Origin of the sequence: Winogradskyella sp., from assembly GCF_013213975.1 — a bacterium.
GTDB lineage: Bacteria > Bacteroidota > Bacteroidia > Flavobacteriales > Flavobacteriaceae > Winogradskyella.
The window spans coordinates 1-26,375 of record NZ_JABSST010000051.1 but is presented as its reverse complement, the minus strand read 5'-3'; the positions used below and the strand labels follow the sequence as shown (position 1 = coordinate 26,375).

The window sequence follows — 26,375 nt, the reverse complement described above, 5'->3', positions numbered from 1 at the left end:
TAGTGTTAACAATTAGGTTGTACATTTCTGGCATATTACCCATGCCAAACATACCGCCTCCACCTGTCTGCTGCATCTCTTTCATACGACGCATAAACTCAGGTTGTGTAATCATAAACGGCGATGCATTACTATCCATAGCCTCTAATTGTACCATGAATTTTTCTGAAGGAATAACCTCTTTAAGAAGTTCATCTAAGCTTGTTTTTTCTTCATCAGATAGCTTAGAAATGGCAGTATCGTCTTTCTTAATTAAGTTATCGATATGATCAGCATCAACACGTGCAAATGAGATATTCTCTTTTGACGATTCAAGCTTTTGCATTAAGTGACTCACTATTGGTGAATCTAATAATAACACCTCGTAGTTTTTATCTTTTGCTGCTTGAATGTAACTATGCTGCTCATCTTGGTTAGATGCATAAAGAATAACCATTTTATCATCCTTATCAGTCTGCTTTGCTTTAATAGCATTGGTCAATTCTTCGAAGGTATAGTATTTACCATCTACAGTTGGGTATAAAGCAAAGGCATCTGCTTTTTCAAAGAATTTCTCTTCTGAAAGCATTCCGTATTCAATAACGATTTTAATGTCGTCCCATTTTTTTTCGAAATCTTCACGATTATTATTGAATAACGACTTTAACTTATCTGCAACTTTACGCGTAATGTAAGATGAAATCTTCTTTACATTTCCATCAGCCTGTAAATAAGAACGTGATACGTTTAACGGAATGTCTGGAGAATCAATAACACCTCTTAACATGGTTAAGAATTCAGGAACAATACCTTCTACATTATCAGTAACAAATACCTGATTTTGGTAAAGCTGAATACGATCTTTTTGAATGTTAAGATCATTCGTCATTTTTGGGAAATATAAAATCCCAGTCAGGTTAAACGGATAATCTACATTTAAGTGAATATTGAATAAAGGCTCTTCAAATTGCATCGGGTAGAGCTCTCTGTAGAAATTTTTGTAATCCTCATCTTCCAAATCTGCTGGTTGTTTGGTCCATGCAGGATTAGGATTATTTATAATGTCATCAACAGTAATTTTGCGCTGAGGTTCTTTAGTCTCTTTACCGTCCTCATCTGTGATGGTTTGCGGCTCATGCTCAGGGTCGTTAATTTCCTTAGTTCCAAATTTAATCGGAATAGGCATAAACTTGTTGTACTTCGTCAATAACTCACGGATTCTTGAATCTTCTAAGAACTCTTCTTCACCTTCAGAAATATGTAATATGATTTCTGTACCACGATCCGATTTGTCTGCTTCTTCTAAAGTAAATTCTGGAGAGCCATCGCAGGTCCAATGTGCTGCAGGAGCATCGGTATGCGATTTTGTGATGATCTCTACTTTATCAGCAACCATAAATGCCGAATAAAAACCAAGACCAAAGTGCCCTATGATTCCAGCATCTTTTGCAGAGTCTTCATACTTGTTTAAAAACTCTTCTGCACCAGAAAATGCTACCTGGTTGATGTATTTTTCAACCTCTTCAGAAGACATTCCTAGCCCTTGATCAATGATGTGAAGCTTTTTACCTTCTTTATCAATTTTAATTTCAATCTTAGGTTCGCCATAATCAACCTTAGATTCACCAATACTGGTTAGATGCTTTAATTTTAATGTTGCGTCGGTAGCATTACTAATGAGCTCACGTAAAAATATTTCGTGATCACTATATAAGAACTTTTTAATTAACGGAAAGATATTTTCTACCGATACATTAATACTTCCTTTTGCCATGATATATTTTATTTTAATTTTATATGTTACACCTAGCCATAGTCAAATAAAATACCAAGCGTTTATTTGTGACAAGATGGCATAAAAAAACTGTCTAAAAACCTTTTGTCATTCTGCTTAAGGAGAAGTAATCTTTATAATCTTAGCTAAAAATTCAGATTGCTTTGTACCTCGCAATAACATTTTATTGGTTCTCAGACAGCTTTATTTAACTGTATGTAACCTAATTTTTTAGAGTCTCCTCGTTTTCTATTTTTTCTTCTTTTTTTACTTTATTTTTCACATGTTTGTCCAGCCACTGGTCTTGTTCCCAAAGCATATGCATAATAGATTCCTTAGCTCTGTAACCATGACTTTCCTTAGGTAGCATTACTAGTCTTACTGGAGCACCTAATCCCTTTAGAGCATTAAAGTATCGCTCACTTTGTAAGGGGTAGGTTCCTGAGTTATTATCTGCCACACCATGAATTAAAAGCAACGGAGTCTTCATTTTATCGGCATGCATAAACGGTGACATGTTGTAATAAATCTCTGGAGCTTCCCAGTAACTGCGCTCTTCACTCTGGAAGCCAAAAGGAGTCAATGTTCTGTTGTAGGCACCGCTACGTGCAATCCCTGCAGCAAAGAGGTTAGAATGCGATAGTAAATTCGCCGTCATAAAAGCACCATAACTGTGGCCGCCAACAGCAACTTTATTTCTGTCTATGTAACCGAGATTATCAACCGCATCAATAGCTGCTTTTCCGTTAGCTACGAGTTGAGTTCTAAACGAATCGTTTGGCTCTTCATCTCCCTCACCAACAATTGGGAACGCTGCATCATCTAATACCACATAACCTTTGGTTACCCAGTAAATCGGTGAGCCCCAATATGGATAAACAAATTCATTTGGATTGGCTGTACTTTGAGACGCACTAGATTTATCTTTGTATTCACGAGGATAAGCCCATAAAATCATTGGGTACTTTTTATCCTTCTTATAGTCTAAAGGCAGATATAAGGTGCCTTCTAAATTTAATCCGTCATTGCGCTTGTAACTTATTACACGTTTATCAACTTCTTCTAAACTCTTAAACGGGTTTTCAAAAGCAGTAATCGGTGTGAGGTTGTCCTTTCTAATATTTCTAATGTAGTAATTTGGATATTCCTTTTGAGATTCTATTCTCACAAGAATTTCACCCTTTTTCATATCAATAGCATCATACAAACTTTCGAGCTTATCGGTATACTCAGATCTGTAAAGACGTTTTGTTTTTCCTGTTTTAACGTTGTACTCATCAATAAAAGGAAATTGTCCGTCTTTAGAGTAACCGTCCCCCATAAGGTACAGTTTATTACCATTCATGGTTAAGCTACTGCGACCTAATTCGTTTTTAGAAGTTACAAAATTTCCAGGATCACTATAAACATCTTGATAGTTACGATCTGTAATTACTTTGGCTTCACCATTAGATGGATTAAATAAATAGGTTTTAAGGTTTCTGGTATTCCACCAATAATCCACAGCAATGGCAGTATTATCGTCTCCCCAAATAATACCAGAAAAACGTTGCTTTGTTTTTAAAATTTCTTTTGGTTGCCCAGCAAACGGTGCGTTGAGTTCATAAATCACATCTCTGTAATTTACTTGTACTGCAGGATCTCCATTATCCAAGGCTTCTGCCCAAACAAGTGTTGCAGGCTTGTCTCCACGCCATTGCATACTACGTTTACCTATTCTGGTAGACATAAAACCTTTAGGACGTACTTCGTCAAGTGGTACTTCATTAACCATCTTAATTTTATTGCCTTGTGCATCATACATTATACTTTCGCTAGGGAAACGACCATAGGTGACTAAATAAGAAAACGGTCTTTTAATTTTTGTGGCCATGATGTAATTACCATCTGGCGAAAAACTTAAGGCACGATACATATCGGCTGGTAAGAAGGTGCTGACCTCACCAGTAATAGATACTTTTTTAATTTCTGAACGGGCCAATTGCTCAAAATTAAATTCATCGTTAGGTGTCTTTAATAAATCTTGATAAGTTCTATTTTGCGCCTTAGCTCCATCACTAACGGATACCGTTGGTCCAGTTGGAACTGCTGTAGCTGTGTTAATTAGTGGTTTTCTGTCGCTTGGTAACATTTTTACCAATAGGTTTTGATTGTCTTTAAACCAATTAATGGTACTTCCCATATTGGCATTAACACCGGCCTCCGTCAGTTTGGTTACTGACGCGTTAGCCACATTAAGTACCCAAACTTCTACACCAGTTGAAGTGGTATTTAAGCAAGCAATCATGCTTTCATCTGGAGACCAACTAAATCCTGATAGTCGCACATTATCTGGAAGACCTTCCACTTGAGTCGCTTCTTTATCCTTAATTTTTTTGACTTTTATATTGGTAATGTAATTGGTTCTACTACCAATATTGGTTACTGGGTTAATACGTAAACCAGCTAAGCGGAGTTCGGTTTCAGATAACTCTTGTATAGACTTATACTGATCGCGATAGAGTAGTATCATGTACTCGCCTTTAGTGTCTATTTGTACACCGGGAGCTAACTCAACGTCTGCTAATTCTAAAATTTCATCTGAAGGTTTTTGGTAGCTTAAACTTTGCTGCGCATAAGTGTTAGCTACTAATAAAAATGCAAATAATTTGATTAATGATTTCATGTTTTTACCATAATTGATTAGTGGCTTGAAGATACTTAAAATAGCATTTTAAGGCTAGTGGCTTCATGTTAAAAAAGCGTTAATCCATTTGCTATGCGTGCATAACGAATAGGCCTGTTAATCAACTGAAATGGGTTAAATTTGCAATTCTAATTTATTTTAGCTCATGTACAATTCAAGAATAACAGGTTTAGGAAAATATGTTCCAGAAAACGTAGTCACAAACAACGATTTAAAGCAATGGATGGATACTAGTGATGAATGGATACAAGAACGTACTGGAATCAAAGAACGTCGTTGGATCGATCCAAAGACCAGCGATGACACCACCTCAATTATGGGTGCTAAAGCTGCTAAAATTGCCATTGAACGTGCTGGCATAACTAAAGATGACATCGACTTTATTGTCTTTGCGACCTTAAGTCCAGACATGTATTTTCCAGGTGGGGGAGTACGTGTGCAAGAACTGTTAGAAATGAATACTATTGGTGCTCTAGATGTACGAAACCAATGTTCTGGATTTATTTATGGACTGTCTGTAGCTGATCAATTTATCAAAACCGGTATGTATAAAAACGTTTTGGTTATTGGTAGCGAGAATCACTCAGGAGGATTGGAGCGCTCAACACGAGGACGTGGGGTGACTGTGATTTTTGGTGATGGAGCAGGAGCCGCAGTGTTAAGCCGTGAAGAAGATAACAGTAAAGGAGTACTCTCTACACATTTACACTCAGAAGGTAAGCATGCTAAAGAGTTATCTTTAGAGGGGCCTAGTACAGGACGATGGGTCGACGCTATTATGGAAGAGAACGATCCGGACGATACCTCCTATTATCCGTATATGAATGGCCAGTTTGTATTTAAACATGCTGTTGTACGTTTTAGTGAAACTATTGTAGAAGGCTTAACTACAAATAATATGTCCCAAGAGGATATTGACATGTTAATACCACATCAAGCCAATTTGCGTATTGCTCAATTTATCCAAAAGAAATTTAGATTGAGTGATGAGCAAGTCTATAACAACATTATGCGCTATGGCAACACGACGGCAGCCTCTATTCCAATTGCATTAACCGAAGCCTGGGAAGAAGGTAAGATTAAGGAAGGAGACAATGTGGTCTTGGCAGCTTTTGGTAGTGGTTTTACTTGGGGGAGTGCCGTTATTAAGTGGTGATAACTTACTGCGAAGCAGCATTCTAAGTACTATTATCTAATAACTTAGTTGCATGTATTTTGTAGGTCAGATGTACGCATATTGCATAGTACTATTAATATTTCTGTAAAGATTGATATAAATTCTTTAGGTACTGAGACTATAACCTCATGCAAGTCTTATTACAGACTATTTTTTACTTTAGAAGTTAATAGCATAAATACAGATATATTTACCTGTTGGTAAACATATGATAGAAACAGTATTCTTAGCATTTTGGATTATTCTTTTTACAATTTTAACGTGTTGTTCAGAGGAATATCTAGAAAATGTAAAAGTTGGCATATACAAGACTACGACTCAGTTAAATACTGTAAAATACTTATATCGGAATTTTGATTATCAATACATTTATTCGAAATCTCATCGTGACGGACATAAATTATTAAAAATAAAGTGGAAAAACTCTGGTTATGAAACGGAAACTATGAATAAAGGCAGCAATTTTAATTCTTTGATTCGGTCTGTAGTTCTTGACACGTATGAAAATAAAAATTCATTTACAAAAACAACTTTTACAGATAGAATTGGATTGAAATTCAAAGCTGAATGGATTAGAATTTACCAGTCGCTTGACAAAAAATTGACTGAAACAATGAAGGGAAACGGAATTGAATTGCAATAAATAGATTTGTCAACAATGCGTATAATTGGTTGCTAGCTAGCGCTTACTTGCAAAAATTCTTATGGAATTTTCTATTTGTGATTGTTAACTAATTTAAATGCTTAAATACGTAACGAAATCATATACTAGACCATCGGCTTTAATCAAAAATAAGTTTAGGTAAAGCTTTCCCACAAAATGCTTAACTTATGCTCAAAATAGGTACCGGTCAAAATAACATTAGAAAGAATGCCATGGAATATTTTTAATTTTCGTACGAAGCTATTGTATTGTCCCTTTCTGTATGCCGGAATACTGGTACTTGTAGGATGTGCCCAAGAGCATAAATTACAAGAACCTGCAGACAATCGGCAATCTGCTCTCACTACTAAAATCTTTCCGGATACGATACAACTCTCCGATTTACCTGATAGTCTGCGACCTAAACCTATATGGCTAGATAAAAGACCAAAACCTCTGTCGATTATAACTCCTAAAACGTCTTCTCTTGGTCATGTTGATTTTCATCCGTTGTTTCCAGCAACGCAGTTAACCCCACCCACAGAAGTCAAAGCAGAATTCTCAACGATGTTTCGAAACTATTCTACGGAAGAAGGCGTAGCGGTTGATGTAACTTCTTGTTCTTTTGCGGATTCCAAAGGCAACCTTTGGTTTGGAACCTTTGTCGCCGGTTTAAATAAGTACAATGGAAAAGTTTTTACTAGATATACAAAAGCACATGGGTTAATTAGTAATGAAATTACTGGTATTACAGAAGACCAAGAGGGAAATATATGGATAGCCACTTCTGAAGGTGTATCCAAATTCGATGGATCAGGTTTTACAACGGAATATAGACAAAGTGTAGTCTATGACATTCTACAAGATAGAGATGGGACTTTATGGTTTGCTACTGAAAACGGTTTGGTGCACTTTACCAGTAAGGGCAATACCCTTTACACGAGAGATAATGGGCTTACAGGTAATTATGCCTATGCATTAGCTCAAAACAATCAAGGAGAATTATTCATAGGTACTGAAAATGGAATAACTGTTTATGATGGGCAAAAGTTTGCCCCAATGACTGATGAGATCGACCCTAGGTTCAAAACGGTAAGAAAAATAATTATTGATCCTGATCAAAAAATATGGATAGGATCACCTCTTGGTCTTGCTAAGCTCAGTAAAGATAAAGTCAGTTATTATCCTACCAATAAAGCATACAATCCATATGCGGATACGTTTATATTTATGGATAGTCAAAATAATATTTGGCTTGTGGTGCGAGGTGAAGGGGTACTTCGATTTGACGGTTTAAACTTCACCGCAGTCAATATTTCAAATGGATTGAAAAATAATGAAATAGATAATATTATTGAAGATTTGAATGGTAATATTTGGTTGGGGACAGATGCAGGAATAAGCAAATACTCAGGAGATGCCATTATTAATTTTACTCAAGAACAAGGAATTATTGATAAAAGTATTCGAAGTATTATTCAAGACGACCAAGGGTATCTCTGGTTCGCTGGAAACTCAGATGGACTTAGTCGTTTTGACGGTGTTCATTTTTTGAATTTTGGAAAACCACAAGGACTGCCATCATCCATGTTTTGGTCTTTAGAAAAAGACGATGAAGGCAATATCTGGTTGGGAACCTATGGAGATGAGCCGGGTAATGGTCTTCTGAAATTTGATGGTAAGTCCTTTACTACATATTCTAAGGATCAAGGGTTGCCCTCTGATGTAATTTATTTTATTCATCATGATCCAAATGGTGCCTTGTATATGGGCACCGCTGAAGGAATAAGCATATTTGATGGTAAGTCTTTCACTAATTTTTCGGATAAAAATGGCCTAGCGAACAATAAAGTATATTGTATCACAAAAGATAAAAACGGGGGGTTTTGGTTTGGTACTGGTGATGGTGTCAGCAGGTATAATGGTCAATCCTTTATCAATTACTCCGGCGAGAACGGCCCCGGAAATACAGACATTAAATCGATTCTTGAAGATGAAAAAGGGAATCTCTGGTTGGGCAGTTATGGGAACGGCTTGTACCGATTTGATGGAAATTCTTTCCTCCAATTTACAACCCAGGATGGGTTACCCGATGATGTCATAACACAGGTAGCGCTTTCCGAAGAAGGTGACATCGTTATAGGAACCAATAATGGTATCGCTGTTCTTAAAGGTTTTAATGATACTAATGAAAAGAATGACTTTGACAATGACTCACAAAGACTGTTAATGACAGTGCATAGTACACTTACCAATAATGAATTGATGCAGTACGCACCTGTCTTTGAGATTTACAATACCAGTACCGGTTATCAGATCAAGGATGTGAACCGTGGGCAACATGGTATCTATTTAGATAAAGAAGGCATGTTATGGATAGCTACAGGCTCAGAAAAGAGTGGTTTAGTCCGGATGGATTATGAAGAGCTATCAAAAAATAAGCGGCCACCCAATATCACACTTACAGGTATTAAAATTAACAATGAAAATATTTCATGGCGAACTTTAAAGCAAAATAATGTAGAGGAAAAATCTGATATTGATTTGGCGTATACGGTTGATGCATACATTGCTGAAGAAATAACCACTTATGGTAAACTATTGAATAGTGAGGAAAGATCTGAGTTAAAGTTTAAATATAAGGACCTAGGGTTTGATACTGTTAGCCCGTTCAATTCTATTCCACAAAACTTAGTATTACCCCATTCTCATAACAACTTAACTATAGAATTTTGTGCGATTGAGCCTGCTGATCCAAAACTCGTTAACTATCAATTTAAATTGGAAGGATACAGCAATTCATGGAGTCCGCCGTCAAATCAGACCGCGGCGACTTTTGGTAATATTTTTGAAGGTGATTATACATTTTATTTACGTTCTCAAAGTCCTAGTGGGGTTTGGTCCCAACCTTTAATATACTCATTTTCTGTTCTACCGCCTTGGTATAGAACTTTATGGGCCTATGTCTCCTATGTAATCATATTTTTTTTCGGCCTGAGAATGTTTAGTAAATTCAGAGAGCGGAAACTCATTGCTGAAAATGAAAAGCTGGAGGGTATTGTATTAGAGCGTACCAATGAATTAATTTTAGAGAAAAAGAAATCGGACAATCTTTTACTCAATATTCTACCCAAAGAAATTGCTCAAGAACTAAAAGAGACAGGTAGCGTAATTCCTAAAAGACATAAGAATGTGACCATACTTATGACTGATTTTAAGGGTTTTACTGAACTAGTAGCCTCTGTTCCAGCCATTACTCTGGTAGATGAACTTAATGAAATTTTTGGACGATTCGATGAAATCGTTGAGGAGACAGGGATTCAAAAAATTGAAACTATTGGCGATGCGTATGTTGCTGCATATGGTCTTGAGGAGGAAAATGGAGAACAAGCCATTAACTGTATCTTAGCGGCACAAAAGATGTTAGCATACCTTGAGAAGAGAAATAAGGACAGTAAACTAAAATGGAATATGAGAGTTGGTGTGCATTCTGGTCCTATCGTAGCTGGAGTAGTTGGAAAAAAGAAATTCAACTATGACTTATTTGGAGATACAATAAATACGGCAAGCAGGATGGAGTCTTCGGGTGAGCCTGGTAGAATAAATATTTCAGCTACTACCTATCAGCTTATTAAGCATGCGATTAGTTGTGAGTATCGAGGAAAAATTCACGCCAAGGGAAAAGGTGACTTAGATATGTACTTTGTAAATTAATATGGCTCATTGGCTTAGATGAGAATAATCAAATCCAACACCTATACTTGAGTTTTACCCTTTTCTAAACGTTTTAAAATGATCATGAAAAATTACTTTAAAGATTATCTCTATTTAATTGATAAGGTTGAAGACTAAGTGTTTACTAACGATAAATTGTGGGGTATTTTAACGTATTACAATCAAAATTGCTTTAACTCTGGTCGGGAATAATTAATTAGGCTTCAATTTTACAACTCATCATTATAAATCAACAAACAGGCAAGATTGATTTAGTAATCTGGATATCATTTTCAATATTGTGCCAGATATTAAAACTAATACAATCATGGTTACTAAAGATCAACCTGTAAAATTTAAAAAAGCAAGACCTCATCCATTCTGGAAAATCTTTTGGCTAAGTTTTCTTGTGGTTTCTCTCGCTTATGCATGGTATTCATTTTACCCACCATCTAATTCCGTTAATTGGGATAACGAGATAGCTTCTAAACAAGAAATATCTAATGCTTTTGATAAAAACACCGTGTTGTTTTTTACAGCAGAGTGGTGTTCTCCTTGCAGAATTATGAAGCGTGAAGTTTTTGCTAACGAAGAAGTAGAGCATCGCATTAATTCAGAATTTGCAGCAACAATGGTAGATATTGATGCCGTAGCTTCCGAAGCTTTGGTGAATCATTATAAGATTGTTGCAACACCAACAACAGTAATTGTAAATGCAGAAGGAGAAGTTTTAGAGTTTGCTGTTGGTAAAATTGACAAAGGAAGGTTTTTAGATATGCTTAATACTGTGCTAGCTCAATAGCTTATAGATGTATAAAACGCTTATAAAAAGACTTTAATTTATCCGCCTTGTTTTGGTTATGAATTGTTTCAAAAATAATAAGCATAAGAGTGCGTCTATAGCCACTAAAATTCCCGTAGATTAATTGTACTTTTTTAAACTATTTGAAATGCAGAACAACTACCAAAACTATATAGGGATTTCCTGATGGAACTGTGCGAAGCAGAATCTGAACTTGCGTAATAGCTATATCCTATTTGTAAGGTAAAACCCATAATTGACGAAAGAACAGTAGAGCACATTCTAGAAACTTATGATGAACCAACGAAGGATATCGCTAGTGAGTAAGGAAATTTGACCACTTTTAGTGTTGTACAACAGATAACCATAGATAAACGAACAACTGAAATCTTGTTAGATTCAATAGCATATTTTTAAAGAATTTTTGATTTTAGTTAGAATCTCGAAGAGCAAATTAAACATTCAGATGCCTTTGAGCGTTAGGGGCAAAAACAAGGGGAAGATGAATTCAAAATGTAGCTAGGCTGTTTTGCTGTTGTAAAATGTTATTTTAGATTGAAACTTGACAATGCAATAGAATAATCTTATGAAAACAAATTACCTTCTTATTCTAGTTCTTATTTTGGGATTTAGTGCCTGTAAAAATTCTGAAAAAGAAATAGATCACCTTGCGCTTACCAATCGCTACTTCGAGATTTTAGACACCTCAAAAACCTCAGAAATTGAAGATTTGTTATCAGATAGTCTAGTAACCCGTGAGAACGATTACGATTACACCTATACCTTCTCAAAAGCGGCCTATGTAGAATGGATACGATGGGATTCGGTATTTGATCCAAACTATAAGATTTTGAACATAGCGCAGGATAGCAATGTAGTTAAAGTTCGTGTTTCAAAAATAGATACACGCATCAACTTTTTACATAATGCGCCAATTGTTACGGATCAAGAATTTCATTTTAAGGAGGACAAAATCAGTGCCATAGTCACCACCAAATATGTGGTGTTTAATGATAGCATTTTTGTGAAGAATAGAGAAACGTTTTTAAATTGGATGGACCAAAACCATCCAGACTTAAATGATTTTATTTTTGATCAAACAAAAGCGGGTGGCTTAAAGTACTTAAAGGCTATTAAGCTCTTTAAAAACAATACGATTGATTAATTCTGTAAAACCTGAAATCCTAATTGTAATCTGAATTTCTTTAATAATAAAAAGCCCATACAAAGTGTTTTGTCTGGGCTTTTCAGCTATTAACCAACTTAACTAACACTATTATAAAATTAATTATAATAATTATTACTTAAAACTTATCTCACTTCTATAGACGTAAGACCTCTAACTTTATTTCATTGTCTTGGCTTTTTAACTTGTATTTAACAAAAACCCGAAACGAAAGTTTCGGGTTTTCTTATTTAACAGTTAAACATTAACACTAACCATCAACTATTTATGTAAACTATTAAATATTAAGCGATGTTCTCTACTCTAAAGACAAGTCTTGTTTTCATTTGTGATAATTTTCATCTTTTTTTATAAAAATCCACCTCCAGATTTTTCGTCATTGTCTCTTCTTTTACGAGATTTTGCCCTGTATTTGCCTCCTCCAAAACGGTAAGCTAAACTGGCAAAAATGGTTTTAAATTCTGGAATAAATTCAGCTTCTTGTCTAAATGGTCTTTCACTTAGAATATTCACTTCTTGCGTATCGAATACGTTATTAAAATTAAGACTAAACGTTGCTCTATTCTCTTCTAAGAAACTGTAACGTAAACCTAGATTTACAAAATACATTGGGTCTACTTCAAAGTTTAATCCTGTATCTTTTCCGCGATACATTGCAAAAGCAGATAGTGATAATTTCTTAGTGACTTTAAAGTTGTTGAAGACTCTAAAGTTTATAATAAGGTTATCTACCTCAGTTTTGTTTAATTGAATGTCTGATTCCGTAGGATTGATAATTGTTGGGTCCAGAGATTCTGCAAAACCTCGTTGTTTACGACCATACAAATCAAAGCTTGCATTAAAGCTCCACCATTTAGTTGGTCTATAATTACTTGATATCTCTACGCCATATGCAGAGGTGTCGTCAAAGTTGTCAATTCTAAGAATTACACGGCCCGAACCTAATGCTGATCGATCTACAAATACACCTTGGTTAATTTCATCTTCTATAAGTCTGTAAAATACACCAGCTGTAATGCTACCCTTTTTTAAATTCCGTGTGTAATTAGCTTCGATAGAATTAGTAAATTGAGGTTCTAATTCTTGATTTCCAAATTGTGAAATTAACGGTGTATTAAATTCTGGTATTGGATTTACTTGTCCTACTCCTGGGCGGTCTACACGTCTGCTGAAGCTAAATTGATACGAATTTTTTTCAGATGGATTGTAGGTGATAAAAGCAGAAGGATACACTTGTATATAATCATTTTTAAATGGGATTTCTGTAGTCGTGCCATTTACTAAATCGGTATCTAAAGCAAAGGCATCTACATTTACAGTTTCACCTCTCAGTCCTAATTGATAAGACCATTTTTCTAACTGCTTACTATAACTAACATAGGCAGAGTAGATGTTACGCTCGTAATCAAACGACGTTGATGTTGGTATGTAATCTCCGGATTCGTTCTGTACTCTAGCATCTGAGTTATAAGCCAAATCGGTATTAAATAAACGTGCTTGTAATCCTGCTTCTAATTTTGATGTTTCAGACAGTGGATTTACATAGTCTAAATTAATGGTAGTTCGGTCCCGGTCTGTTGTTGTAAATTCATCAAAATTTGGTCTCGTATTAGCACCAGAAAAACGGTTAAATCTTTCTACATCGTCTTCAAACATATTGAAATCTGCTTCAAGTTCTATATTGTGACCTTCCTTGTCAAAATCTAACTTGTAGTTCACATTATATTGCTGGCTATGATTGTTACTCATGTTATCAATAATCTGAGTTTGATTGTCAGCTGGATCATTAAAAAAGATATCTGTTTTACCTAGTGCACCCCCATCAAAAAAGTTTTGATTGGTGAAGACTGAAAAGGTGTTCTTGTCATTGATATAATAGTCAACACCAAACTTAAATAAGTGTGAGTTATTACGATCTAAAAGATCGATATCTTGAGAAATTCCGGTTTCCACCTGAGCCAATTTAATAAAGTTCTGACGGTCTGCAATATTGTTACCGTAGCTACCGTAAAAGTTGAGCTTGTTGTTTCTGTAGTTCATGTCAATTGAACTATTAAACTTAGGTTCTAATTGATAGCCTAAACCAACGTTTAGATTTCCGTTAAATCCAATGTTTACATTCTTGTGTAAAATGATATTTATAATACCACTCATACCGTCTGGATTGTACTTTGCGGATGGGTTTGTGATTAATTCAATCTGCTTAATCGATGCCGATGGAATCTGCCGAAGTAATTGGGCTGCTGGTATGTTAGATAACTTGCCATCTACCATAACTTGTACGTTTGGATTACCTCTTAGGGCAATATCACCAGTTTGTACATTGACATTAACGGTCGGAATATTATTCATGATATCCGATGCTGTAGGTCCTACAGTGGTTAAATCCTTGCCAACATTAATGACTCTACGATCTATTTTTTGTTGGATCGTCGATGTTTCCGCAACAACTGTAACTTCATCTAAGCCTGTAGCAGCTTCTTGCAATTTAATGTCACCAAGATCGACCTTGTAGTTACCTCTCGTAAGTTTAACTGGCTTGTCTATGGTTGTGTATCCAATAAACTGAATTGATACCGTAACATCACCTTGTGGAATACGTTCTATTTTAAACTTTCCGTTTTCAGTAGTTATACCACCTGTAATAACTTTATTGGCAGCATCTTTAATTACGATATTAACATACGGTAAGGGCTCGTTGAGGTTTGCATCTAAAACTCTTCCCGATACGGAGCCGTTTTTAATTTCTGAATTTGAACTGGGTTGTGCACTTATCATGAGTGATGAGATCATGATAAGCATTGTGAGGAAATGCTTCATTTTTTGATTGATTTTTGATTGATTTGATAGTTTATAAGAAGATAGACGACTATATTTAAATCATGTTACTACTTTTAACGTTACTTAACAACTTTTTAACAAAATGACGAAAAGAACTTTGGTTTTAGGGGCATCATTAAAACCTGAACGCTATTCTAATATTGCAATACATCGATTAAAACGTAACCATCACGAAGTCAAGGCATTTGGTTTAAAGTCAGGTGAGGTTTCTAATGTTGAAATCGATACAGAATTGTTAGATTATGAGGATATTGATACGGTTACCCTTTATTTGAACCCAACGCATCAAAAAGATTATTACGATTATATTGTTGATCTTAAACCCGATCGCGTCATCTTTAATCCTGGAACAGAGAATCCAGAATTCTACACCATCCTTGATGCCTGTGGTATTGCTTATGAGGCGGCATGTACGTTAGTCCTTTTAGGTACAGGGCAATACTAAAACCTTAGTAGATTGTAAACTTAAAGTTATTTATTTAGAATAAGAATAAACCTTTAAGACATCGTTATTGGCGACGACAATAATTAAGCTCTTGTCTTTCATCTCTATAGTCTCAATCTGTTTAATTTGTGAATGGAATGTGTCCATACCAAAATTAGAAACGTCATCGAAGGTATTAATATCACTAACCAACAGTCCTTTTAATGCGGCATAAGAACCGTGATAAGTATTGACCTTAAAAGAATTGCCACCGAGAATTAATTTGGCCTTGCCGTTAACCGTGAGCTTATTAAACGTATTGATCGGCGCTAATTGAAAAGCATCTGGTAATACAACGAACTCGCTAAAATTACCATCATCATTTCTTATATATCCAGAAGACAGAGTTTCTGCCGTATATTTTTTTGCTTTGTCTAATGAAACCTCAGTCATAATATCTTCAATGGTTTTTCCGGCAAAACTCTTATGATCCACAAATATTTTGTTGATGATATTCATCTGCGCCGCCATTTCGTCCTTTGAATTTAGAGGATAATATTGTCCATTAACATTATAAGCTATTAATGTTTCTGGCTTTAAATTTTTATCAAAATCATCATGATACATCAATAATGGACCATCGAAATTGAGATTGAATTTGGTGTTTGTTCCCCAATTTCCTAGCATTATATCTTCGTCACCATCACCATCAATATCATACATAGTAACAGATTGCCACAAGCCACTAGTTTGCTCTGGTAAATCACTTATGTTGAGTTTGCCTTTACCATCACTGAGGTATAACATAGGTTTATCCCACTCAGATACAATAAGTAGGTCGTTATTACCATCGTTATTAAGATCTTTCCAGAGAGCATCAGTAACCTTGGAAGAGTTCAAAGGGTAAGTGGCTCCAAAGTTACCTTTACCATCGTTGATTAATATATATGATGGAATGGGCTTACCAAAGTCTCTACGCTCTGCGTAATTACCGATATAAAGATCCATATCGCCATCATTATCAAAGTCATTCGCTTTTACAACATTGGTAATAACTCCGTCATTATACAGTGCCTTATTAGATTTTATAAAATAACCATTATCATTAAAATAGAGTCTATTATATAGAAATGATGAATTAAAGGTATTGCCAACTCCAGAGGCTACATAAAGATCAAGATCACCATCGTTATCAGCATCAAAAAATACGGCATCGTTATCCTCAAAGGCTATATCCGCATCAAAAGCAGGTTGCTTTGAAGGTTTAAAGCGCGTTCCTGAATTTAAATATAAGACTGCCGCCTTACCAGACACATTTCCAACATAGATGTCTTCATATCCATTGCCATCAATATCTCCTTTGGCTATAGCAGGACCTTGCATAGACACTTTGTAAGGAATGAGTTTCTCTTCGGCAAAATCATTGTATAAATCCTCTTGATGTGCGTAATCTATGAAGTCTTCTTTTTTGAATATGTCTTTAGTTTTAGCTGTTTTGCTATAATCGAAATAGTCACCTGATGCTTGGTAAGCTATTTTAAGTTGATTGTTAATCGCAGGATTAATTATGGTTTGAATTTCATTATTTGGCCAAATCACCTGAATTGAATCTATAGTGGATGCTTCACCCAATCCAAAGTGTAAATCATTGTCTACAGCTGAAATAAATCCTCTGGATTTAAATAATTGCTTAAACTGTGATTTGCTGTTGGAATAGACCTTAGCTTTAGTACCAATACCTTCAGAGTTATTACCTTTATATTCAAAATTTAAACTGATATAGTTTTGATTACCATCACTGTTATTTTTGTACACCCCTGCAACTTCACTAAAATTATTTGTAACGATATCTAGGTCTCCATCGTTATCCAGATCTACATAAATCGCACCATTGGAAATATTAGGCTCATTGACAATCCAGTTTCCAGTTTTATTTTCAAAAGTTTTAGAGTTTCCTTTAAAGATTTCATTGCTGACTTTACCACTGGTCATTTCGTTGATGGAATTAAATAACCACTCCAAACCATCAGCTTTAGATCTGCCTTTAAAAGCACTAGACACATATTTTTTAAAATCAAGACCGTTTGGTCGTCTTAAAATACCATTAGAAATAAAAATATCCTGATGACCATCATTGTCATAATCGGCTAAAAGTGGTGACCAACTCCAGTCGGTATCAGCAACTTCATGAAGTAGTGCGGATTCCTTGAAGTATTTTCCTGAGCTATTAACCTGCAACATATTACGTGCATATTGGTCTTTGTAACCTAAGCGTGTTAAGTGTGTTTGCATATTAAACATAGCATCGTCTCCTTCGGTTTCTTTTAGCACGCGTTCATTTTTTGGTAACATATCTAAGGTCATTAGATCCTGATAACCATCACCATTAATGTCGGCAGCATCACTTCCCATCGAAAAGCGACTAATCGCTGTAAAAGCATCTCCAAGTTGTTCTTTGAAAGTGCCGTCTTGATTATTGATATAGTAATAATCATCTTCGTGAAAATCATTACATACATAGATGTCGTCCCAGCCATCATTATTAAAATCGGCAACCGAAGCACTTAAACCATATCCATTTACACCACCATATATTTTAGCAAGTTCACTTACATCTGTAAATGTTCCATTGTCATTATTTAGCAGTACATCACCTACAAGAGGCACACGTTCGTTACGTAAGGCTGCTTCGCCATGAGACAGTGTTGTATGTACTGCATGATTCACGATATAAACATCTAAATCATCGTCTTTATCATAATCAAAGAAATAGGCTTGTGTGGCATATCCCTTGAAATCTAAGCCATAGTCTTTAGCTTTTTCAGAAAATGTGCCATCACCATTATTAATGTATAATTCGTTATGTCCCGTAAAATCGAGTAGTTCTGAAACTGCACAAACATAAATATCTAAAAGACCATCATTATTGATATCTACCATAGTAACACCAGTTTGCCAACTCGCATTTCCTGAAATGTTTGCTTTTTGAGAAACATCTTTAAACTTAAGATCTCCTTGATTTAAGAATAGTTTATTCTCTCCCATATTAGAGACAAAGAAGAGATCTGAAAGTCCATCGTTATTTATATCACCAGCAGCAACACCACCACCATTGTAATAGTAGATGTAATTTATAATGCTGTGTTGTGCATCTTCAGTGACAAGATTAATGAAGTCAATACCAGAAGCTTTGGCGTCAATTTTTGAAAGTAAATAGGAAGGGGTTTCGCTTGTGTTTTCTTTTTCTTCCGAGCATGCAACTAGCAGTAGGAGGGCTACTAATGCTAAAGTTATCTTTTTCATTTAAACAGAATAGTTAATCAACGAAATAAAAATAAGGAATTTTTAACAGAAACTTAACATTAGTCCTATGATTTAACTTTCCAATAATTATGAGTAATTAAGCTCTAATTTTAGATTATTGATTTTCAGTATGTAGGGCTGATTTTTTAATAAATAATAGCCCTAGAAACATAAGCAGTCCATTAATAATAAGAATCTCAAACCCAATTTCATAACCATTAAATAATTCTTTTGAATATAGATTTAGAATGTAGGAGACAACAGGTGCTATAATAGCAACAGCCCATACAAATTGATCTTTTACCTTGAACTTCGTTAACAGACCAAATGCGAATAATCCCAGTAATGGTCCATACGTATATCCTGATGCCTTAAATAGTTCCCAGATGACAGAAATATCAGTAAAAATGATGTCAAATAATAGAATAACAAGAATTAGTAGAATACTAAATCCTATATGGACTTGCTTTCTGATTCGCTTGCGTTCGGATTCAATTTTACTTTCTATTCCAACGATGTCAATGCAAAATGATGTTGTTAGTGATGTTAAGGCAGAATCTGCACTGGAATAAGCTGCAGCGATCAGACCAAGTAAAAAGAAAGCAGAGGTAACAATACCTATTTCTGGTAGCATAGCAATAGTTGGAAAAAGATCATCCTTTTTAGCAGTTATACCATGCTGATCGGCATACTGAGTTAAAAGCAAGCCAAGAACCATAAATAGCAGATTTACAAAAATTAATACCACACTAAAAGATACCATATTCTTTTGTGCATCTTTTAGGTTTTTACATGTTAAGTTTTTCTGCATCATGTCCTGATCCAATCCAGTCATAGTAATTGTGATAAATATACCTGATAAGAAACTCTTCCAAAAGTACTGAGGGTCGTTTATATCATCGAAGAAAAATATCTTACTCAACGAACTTTCTTTGGTGCTCTTTATAACTTCAGTGATGCTGTTAAGGTCTAATACCGAAGCAAGATAAACAACTGTAACCCCAACAGAAACTAGCATAAAAAAGGTCTGGAGTGTATCGGTAAAAATGATTGTTTTTATACCACCTTTGAAGGTGTAAAGCCATATAAGGGCAATGGTGATTATAACGGTTACTGCAAATGGTACATTAAATAAATCAAACACTAAAAGTTGAAGAACTTTTGCAACCAAAAATAATCTAAAAGAAGCACCGACGGTCCTGGAAATTAAAAACGCAAAAGAACCTGTTTTATAGCTAATATTACCAAATCGTTGTTTTAAATAGGTGTATATAGAGGTTAGATTTAGTCGAAAGTAGAGTGGAAGTAATACATAAGCAATGATGAGGTAGCCAAAGAAGTAGCCAAAGACGACCTGCATGTAACCAAATTGTTTGCCTTCTACAGCACCTGGAACCGAAATAAACGTAACTCCGGATAAAGAAGCCCCAATCATCCCAAAAGCCACCAGATACCATGGTGCAGACTTGTTAGCTTTAAAGAAGGCAGCATTTGAATCTTCTTTACCTGTGAAATAAGATATCAAAATGAGAACACTGAAATATCCTAGAATTAAAAGTAGTATGGATGTTGGACTCATTTATCAAATTATTAGTTTGTTAAGAATATTTTATGAAAAATAGTACATTTGAAAAAAAAAGCTAATTAAAATTTGATATTTATGAAAAAGTTTGCTCTTTTTCTTGGGCTGCAGTTATTTGTATTTAGTGTACTGTCCCAAAACTACGAGAAACTTATCGCTGAAGGTACCCATACTGTAGAATTTATTGTTAATACTGCCGAACAACATTTTGATTCTGTCGGTAGACAGAGAGGTACAGGCTATAAACCATTTAAACGTTGGCAATATTTTGCAGAACGTGCCATGGATGAAAATGGTAAATTAAAATCACCTGAATTTTATTACAACGAATTACTGGATTACAATTCACGAATCAATAATCAAGGCACTTCTTCTAGAACAGTTGTTGGTAATTGGGAAGAAATGGGTCCAACTGATTGGAATGCTACTACGGGTTGGAATCCTGGAGTTGGTCGTATTACTTCAATAGCTGTTGATGAAAGTAACTTAAACCATATTATAGTAGGAAGTGAAACAGGTGGAGTTTGGAAAAGTTTAGATGGAGGCTCATCATGGGCAGTACTCACAGATAATTTATCTAATATTGATGTGTACGCCTTAGCCATAAATCCTACAGATAGTAATACGTATTTTTGGGGTTCAACAAGTGGAACAATTTTTAAATCTACCGATGGTGGAGCAACATGGTTAATGCATGGTGGTTTACCTGGTGGTACAGTGAATAAAATTTTAATTGATCCGAATAATGCCTTAAAAATGTATGCCAGTGCACAAGGTGGTGGGCTATACAAATCTGCGGATGGTGGTCTTTCTTGGAGTATTATTGATAGTGGCGCTACAACGGGTTATGATTTTGAATTTAAACCAGGTGACCCTAATACCATTTACGCTTCTGGAGATAAATTTTTCGTGTCTACTGATGGCGGACTAACGTTTACAACTGATACTGGCTTAGATGTTTGGACTCAAGAATTTGTTTCTGGTAGTACATCTTGGACAACTGCAGGTGCTAACCAAAATAATACTGTAACACCCAAAACGGGCAGCGGTTTAGCGCTATTCTATATCGGTAATTTTTCATCACCAGTCACTAGACTAGTTACGCCATCACTGAATTTAAGTGGTGCTGTAAATTCTCAAGTTAATTTTTCATATACAAATGTAGATTGGGCAGGAGATATTGATGGCCTTAGAGTATTGTATAAAACATCTTCAGGAGGTAGTTGGATAGAATTGGCTAATTATACAGCTGAATCAGCAACGTGGTCAGATATAACAATTAATTTACCAAATCCTTCATCTGACTATTATGTAGCTTTTGAAGGAACTGCCAATTATGGAAGAGGATTGACCTTAGATGATGTTTCAATTAGTACAAATAATTTAGGAGTTGTCTTTTCAGATGGGTTTGAATCGTTTTCAAATGAGTTTGATTCTGGTCCTAAAATGATAGGTGTATCGGCTGATGATCCAAGTGTAGTTTATGTTGTTGAGGCATCAAATGGAAGATTTGGTGGTTTTCATATGTCTACCGATAGTGGTGTTACATTTACTAAAAGAAGTCATCCATTTCAAAATTACTTTGGGTATGACTCTAATGGAGGTGATAATTTAGGACAAGCTCCAAGAGATATGGATATTGTAGTTAATCCAAACGATGTTAATGATGTGCATATAGCTGGTATTAACACCTGGCGGTCAACCGATGGTGGTATCAATTTTTCTATTACATCACAGTGGACTCCGGGAGGCGCATTTAATCAAAATATTGGCTATTGTCATGCAGATGTCGATATTATGCTCTTTGCTGGTACAGGGGCTAATGCTAAATTATTTGTTGGGTCTGATGGTGGTATTTTTAAAGCAGATGATCCAACAACGGTGTCAACGTCGTTCTACACCGATTTAACACCTGGCCTTGGAATTAGACAATTTTATAAAATTGGTATAAGTCAAACTAACCCCGTTGTGGTTGCAGGAGGGTCTCAGGATAACGGTACTTCAGTTCTTAATGTAAGTGGTGTTTGGAGAGATTGGTTAGGTGCAGACGGTATGGAGTGTTTTATTGATAAAAGTAATCCTCAAGTTATGTATGGAACAAGTCAGTTTGGGTCTTTTTATAAAACATTCAATGGTGGAAGCACATTAACTGGCATAGCACAACCTGATAATAAAGGAGGACAGAATTCATGGAATTGGATTGTCCCTTTTGAACAAGATCCAACAGTTCAGAATACTATATATGCCGCCTTTGACGAAGTGTATAAGTCAATTAACGCAGGATCTAGCTGGACGTCAATTTCACAGAATTTTGCCGCCTATATAGATCACCTAAAAATTGCTCCTTCAAATAATCAAATCATGTATTTGGCAATTAATGGTGCCTTCTACTATACAACAACAGGTGGGGGATTTTGGTTGCAGTCTAGTCTTAATCTAAATGGTGGTTGGATTAATGGCATTGCTGTACATCCAACTGACCCATCAAAAGTGGCTATTGCGACAACAAATACTAACAAAGTATATGTGAGTACCAATAATGGGCAAACTTGGACCTCAATGCTTTGGGATTTGCCGAATTTTTCGGCGCAGGCTTTAGCATGGCAGGATAATGGGCAAGATGGATTATATGTAGGTATGAATTATGGTGTTTATTACACGGACAATACATTAGGTAATTCTTGGGTGCCTTTTAATAATGGTTTACCAAATGTTAGAATTAATGAATTGGAGATAAATTCGGCAGATGATAAAATATATGCTGCTACATATGGAAGAGGCTTGTGGAGATCTAACGTTTATGACCAATCGTTAAGTGTTAATGAGTTTGATATTGAAGAATTATCTTTATATCCAAATCCAGCAAGCGATAAGGTAAGCATTAAATGGAATGGTTCTGAAGACGTAGGTTTAAGAATTTATAATGCTACTGGTAGAATTGTTTTTTATGGTAAAAAAGTAAATCTTAAATCAGGATATACAATAGATGTGTCTGCTTTTAGTACTGGTACTTATTTTGTGAAACTAAATACGAGTGTTGGCGAAATGACTAAAAAGTTGATATTAAAATAATCATCATTAGCTAGGATTTAAACCTGACTGTATTTTATCTTCGGTCAGGTTTTTTGTTTCTAAAATCTTTAACTTAGCACTCATGGAATTTTCTTCAAAGTTATTGGAAAATGCGGTTAATGAAATGTCGCAATTACCTGGGATAGGTAAACGAACGGCATTGCGCTTAGTGCTCCATTTATTGCGTCAACCAGAGCATCAAACCTTTCAATTATCGGATGCATTAGCAAAGGTTAGAGCTGAAATTAACTTTTGTAAATCATGTCATAATATTAGTGATAAACCACTTTGCGAAATTTGTGAAAACCCTAATCGTAATGAAGAGTTAATTTGTGTTGTTGAGGATATTAGAGATGTTATGGCGATTGAAAATACCAGTTCGTTTAAAGGCTTATACCATGTGCTAGGCGGTAAGATTTCACCAATGGATGGGGTCGGACCTCAAGATTTAAATATTACCTCATTAGTAGAAAAAGTGAAATCAGGAAGGGTTAAGGAGCTCATATTTGCCATGAGTCCTACTATGGAAGGGGATACTACGAATTTCTACATTTTTAGACAAATCCAAGACTATAATGTAGCGATGTCAACCATTGCTCGGGGTGTTGCTGCAGGTAATGAATTAGAATATACTGACGAGATTACGTTGGGAAGAAGTATTATTGATAGAATTCCATTTGAAGCTTCTTTAAAATCATAATCTCAATTTGAAGCTATCCGTCATCATACTTAATTATAATGTACACCACTTTCTTGAACTATGCTTAAAGAGTGTGGAAGCTGCCACAACATCAATTGAAGCAGAAATTGTTGTAGTTGATAATAATTCCTCAGATGATAGTTGTACCATGGTGCAACAATTATTTCCAAGGGTAAAGTTGATTTCTAATAAGGAGAATTTTGGGTTTTCAAAAGGTAATAATATTGGAGTTGCCCAGGCTAAGGGTGAGTATATATGTGTTCTTAATCCAGACACTGTAGTTGCAGAGGATACATTTACCAAAATATTAGCCTTCGCAGATTCCAAATCAGATGCAGGAGTTATTGGTTGTCAGCTTATTGATGGTAGAGGTAATTTTTTACCAGAGAGTAAACGTGAAGTACCAACTCCAAAGATTGCACTACAAAAGCTTTTAGGGAAAACAAAAACATATTATTACAATAGTTTAATACCAGATGATATTGGTGCCACGGATATATTAGTGGGTGCTTTTATGATCCTTAAAAGGCGTGTTTATAGAGAAGTGAAAGGGTTCGACGAGGACTACTTTATGTACGGAGAGGACATTGATTTAAGTTATAAGGTACTCAAAGCTGGATATAAGAATTATTATTATGGTGGATCAGCCATTATTCATTTTAAGGGAGAAAGTACTTTAAAGGATAAAGTCTACTCCAAACGCTTTTACAACGCTATGGGCATTTTCTATAGAAAGCATTTTACTAAAAGCAAGCTTATGATTTTTGTGGTTAGTCGAGTACTAAAACTAGTATCTTTATTTGGGCATAGTTTCAAAACAGAGCATATTTTAATTGAACAAAGCAAAGTAGTTTCTAAGGATATTGATAAAAGACTTAAGAACGTACTAATTCGACCAATAACGTTTACTTCAAAATTAGACCAGGATGCTAACAATACCTTAATCGTCTTTGATTCAGACTATTTAAGCTTTAAAACTATCATAAACTATATGAAGTCTCACGATACAACAAAGCAAAATGCATTTAGGATATTATTAAAAAGTAGTAATTTTATCCTCGGAAGTGATAGCAGTACAGGACAAGGAGAGGTGATTCACTTTAATTAAATATTGCATAAAAAACAGAAAATAACACTGTTTTTTATTAATTTTGCATTTAAATTTAAAATTAAGACCTTCAAATTACAGATATGGCAAAGTTTGAACTTAAGTTACCTAAGATGGGAGAAAGTGTTGCAGAGGCAACCATAACGTCTTGGTTAAAAGACGTTGGTGATACAATTGAAGCTGATGAAGCAGTGTTAGAGATTGCTACGGATAAAGTAGATAGTGAAGTTCCTAGTGAGGTTGATGGGGTTTTGGTGGAAAAACTTTTTGATGTTGACGATGTTGTACAAGTTGGTCAAAGTATTGCTGTTATAGAGATAGAAGGCGAGGGAACTCCTGAGGTAGAGGCTCCAAAAGCGGAACCTGTGGTTGAGGAAGAAGCACCAAAAGCAATAGCCGAAGTAGCGCAAACTGTCGTTGATGCTAAAACAACTGCAGAACCTGTGATCTCTTCAGGGGATCGTTTTTATTCACCTTTGGTGAAAAACATAGCCAAACAAGAAGGTATTTCTCAAGCGGAATTAGATAGCATTCCAGGTTCAGGAAAAGATGGACGTGTGACTAAAAACGATATCAAGTCTTATTTAGAATCAAGAAGTCTGGTACCTGCTAAAACACCAAAAGCAGAACCAAAAGTTGAGGTTGAAACTGCAGCTCCTACAGCTCCTGCTCCTAAGGTAGTATCAAAACCTGCAGCTGCTCCAGTAGTGGCTTCTGGTGAAGATGAGATTATAGAAATGACCAGAATGGGTAAACTCATTTCTAGGCATATGGTAGATTCGGTACAGACATCTGCACATGTACAATCCTTTATTGAGGCCGATGTTACTGAAATTTGGAATTGGAGAAATAGGCATAAAAGTAACTTTAAGCATCGCGAAGGTCAAAACTTAACCTTTACACCAATATTCATGGAAGCGGTTGCAAAAGCCTTACGTGATTATCCTATGATGAATATTTCTGTTCAAGGGGATAGCATCATAAAAAAGAAGCATATCAATTTAGGTATGGCTGCGGCATTGCCAGATGGTAATTTAATTGTGCCAGTAATTAAGGATGCAGATCAATTAAATTTACTAGGAATGGCAAAAAAGGTTAATGATTTAGCCAATAGAGCGAGAGAAAATAAATTAAACCCAGATGATATTCAAGGTGGTACCTATACAGTAACTAATGTGGGTACATTTGGAAGCATAATGGGCACACCAATAATTAACCAACCTCAAGTTGGGATATTGGCTTTAGGTGCCATAAGAAAGGTGCCTGCAGTGATAGAAACACCACAAGGTGATTTTATAGGTATCCGTTACAAAATGTTTATGTCGCATTCTTTTGACCATCGTGTTGTTAATGGCGCACTTGGCGGACAGTTTGTAAAGGCTGC

Annotated in this window: 15 protein-coding genes; 10 read left to right on the top strand and 5 right to left on the bottom strand. The window is 35.5% G+C overall.

Going from position 1 to position 26,375, the window contains the following annotated elements:
• A partial coding sequence (htpG, locus tag HRU49_RS09260; RefSeq protein WP_296356428.1) for a molecular chaperone HtpG occupies positions 1-1,753 on the bottom strand: 1,753 nt, incomplete at its 3' end.
• 223 nt (positions 1,754-1,976) lie between these two features.
• Positions 1,977-4,418, bottom strand: a complete 2,442-nt coding sequence (locus HRU49_RS09255) for a prolyl oligopeptidase family serine peptidase (RefSeq protein WP_296356426.1) — start codon at positions 4,416-4,418, stop codon at positions 1,977-1,979.
• A gap of 166 nt (positions 4,419-4,584) precedes the next feature.
• Between HRU49_RS09255 and HRU49_RS09250 the strand changes: the two genes are divergently transcribed.
• The 5 genes from HRU49_RS09250 (at position 4,585) to HRU49_RS09230 (ending at position 11,940) form a co-directional block, all read left to right on the top strand.
• A complete protein-coding gene (locus HRU49_RS09250) occupies positions 4,585-5,595 on the top strand; it encodes a beta-ketoacyl-ACP synthase III (RefSeq protein ID WP_296356424.1) in 1,011 nt (336 codons plus the stop codon).
• Positions 5,596-5,824: 229 nt separating this feature from the next.
• Positions 5,825-6,259 carry a hypothetical protein gene (locus HRU49_RS09245; RefSeq protein ID WP_296356422.1) on the top strand — a complete coding sequence of 145 codons (435 nt, stop codon included), beginning with the start codon at positions 5,825-5,827 and terminating at the stop codon, positions 6,257-6,259.
• Positions 6,260-6,487: 228 nt separating this feature from the next.
• Positions 6,488-9,973, top strand: a complete 3,486-nt coding sequence (locus HRU49_RS09240; RefSeq protein ID WP_296356420.1) for an adenylate/guanylate cyclase domain-containing protein — start codon at positions 6,488-6,490, stop codon at positions 9,971-9,973.
• Between the two features lie 328 nt (positions 9,974-10,301).
• The gene (locus tag HRU49_RS09235) at positions 10,302-10,775 is read left to right on the top strand and encodes a thioredoxin family protein (protein ID WP_296356419.1); all 474 of its coding nucleotides are present in this window, start codon (positions 10,302-10,304) and stop codon (positions 10,773-10,775) included.
• Between the two features lie 586 nt (positions 10,776-11,361).
• Entirely contained in the window at positions 11,362-11,940 is a 579-nt protein-coding gene (locus tag HRU49_RS09230; protein WP_296356417.1) for a hypothetical protein, read from the top strand.
• A 369-nt stretch (positions 11,941-12,309) separates the two neighbouring features.
• Here HRU49_RS09230 and HRU49_RS09225 read toward each other — a convergent pair whose 3' ends face one another.
• Positions 12,310-14,781, bottom strand: a complete 2,472-nt coding sequence (locus HRU49_RS09225) for a TonB-dependent receptor (RefSeq protein ID WP_296356415.1) — start codon at positions 14,779-14,781, stop codon at positions 12,310-12,312.
• A 103-nt stretch (positions 14,782-14,884) separates the two neighbouring features.
• Between HRU49_RS09225 and HRU49_RS09220 the strand changes: the two genes are divergently transcribed.
• Positions 14,885-15,247, top strand: coding sequence for a CoA-binding protein (locus HRU49_RS09220; protein WP_296356413.1), 363 nt, complete (start codon positions 14,885-14,887; stop codon positions 15,245-15,247).
• A 30-nt stretch (positions 15,248-15,277) separates the two neighbouring features.
• Here HRU49_RS09220 and HRU49_RS09215 read toward each other — a convergent pair whose 3' ends face one another.
• Positions 15,278-18,529, bottom strand: coding sequence for a VCBS repeat-containing protein (locus HRU49_RS09215; protein ID WP_296356411.1), 3,252 nt, complete (start codon positions 18,527-18,529; stop codon positions 15,278-15,280).
• A 115-nt stretch (positions 18,530-18,644) separates the two neighbouring features.
• Entirely contained in the window at positions 18,645-20,108 is a 1,464-nt protein-coding gene (locus tag HRU49_RS09210) for a sodium:solute symporter (RefSeq protein WP_296356410.1), read from the bottom strand.
• A gap of 81 nt (positions 20,109-20,189) precedes the next feature.
• Here HRU49_RS09210 and HRU49_RS09205 point away from each other — a divergent pair, with 81 nt between their 5' ends.
• The 4 genes from HRU49_RS09205 to HRU49_RS09190 form a co-directional block, all read left to right on the top strand.
• Positions 20,190-23,183, top strand: a complete 2,994-nt coding sequence (locus HRU49_RS09205; protein ID WP_296356408.1) for a T9SS type A sorting domain-containing protein — start codon at positions 20,190-20,192, stop codon at positions 23,181-23,183.
• Between the two features lie 82 nt (positions 23,184-23,265).
• Complete coding sequence (gene recR, locus HRU49_RS09200; RefSeq protein ID WP_296356405.1) at positions 23,266-23,883, top strand: recombination mediator RecR; 618 nt, start codon at positions 23,266-23,268, stop codon at positions 23,881-23,883.
• Between the two features lie 7 nt (positions 23,884-23,890).
• Entirely contained in the window at positions 23,891-24,991 is a 1,101-nt protein-coding gene (locus tag HRU49_RS09195; protein WP_296356403.1) for a glycosyltransferase family 2 protein, read from the top strand.
• Positions 24,992-25,074: 83 nt separating this feature from the next.
• A partial coding sequence (locus HRU49_RS09190) for a dihydrolipoamide acetyltransferase family protein (protein WP_296356400.1) occupies positions 25,075-26,375 on the top strand: 1,301 nt, incomplete at its 3' end.

Coding starts and splice junctions, on each gene's coding strand:
- HRU49_RS09245 (WP_296356422.1), top strand. CDS start 5,825: ATGATAGAAACAGTATTCTTAGCATTTTGGATTATTCTTTTTACAATT.
- HRU49_RS09235 (WP_296356419.1), top strand. CDS start 10,302: ATGGTTACTAAAGATCAACCTGTAAAATTTAAAAAAGCAAGACCTCAT.
- HRU49_RS09220 (WP_296356413.1), top strand. CDS start 14,885: ATGACGAAAAGAACTTTGGTTTTAGGGGCATCATTAAAACCTGAACGC.
- HRU49_RS09210 (WP_296356410.1), bottom strand. CDS start 20,108: ATGAGTCCAACATCCATACTACTTTTAATTCTAGGATATTTCAGTGTT.
- HRU49_RS09240 (WP_296356420.1), top strand. CDS start 6,488: ATGCCATGGAATATTTTTAATTTTCGTACGAAGCTATTGTATTGTCCC.
- HRU49_RS09215 (WP_296356411.1), bottom strand. CDS start 18,529: ATGAAAAAGATAACTTTAGCATTAGTAGCCCTCCTACTGCTAGTTGCA.
- HRU49_RS09255 (WP_296356426.1), bottom strand. CDS start 4,418: ATGAAATCATTAATCAAATTATTTGCATTTTTATTAGTAGCTAACACT.
- HRU49_RS09225 (WP_296356415.1), bottom strand. CDS start 14,781: ATGAAGCATTTCCTCACAATGCTTATCATGATCTCATCACTCATGATA.
- recR (WP_296356405.1), top strand. CDS start 23,266: ATGGAATTTTCTTCAAAGTTATTGGAAAATGCGGTTAATGAAATGTCG.
- HRU49_RS09205 (WP_296356408.1), top strand. CDS start 20,190: ATGAAAAAGTTTGCTCTTTTTCTTGGGCTGCAGTTATTTGTATTTAGT.
- HRU49_RS09250 (WP_296356424.1), top strand. CDS start 4,585: ATGTACAATTCAAGAATAACAGGTTTAGGAAAATATGTTCCAGAAAAC.
- HRU49_RS09230 (WP_296356417.1), top strand. CDS start 11,362: ATGAAAACAAATTACCTTCTTATTCTAGTTCTTATTTTGGGATTTAGT.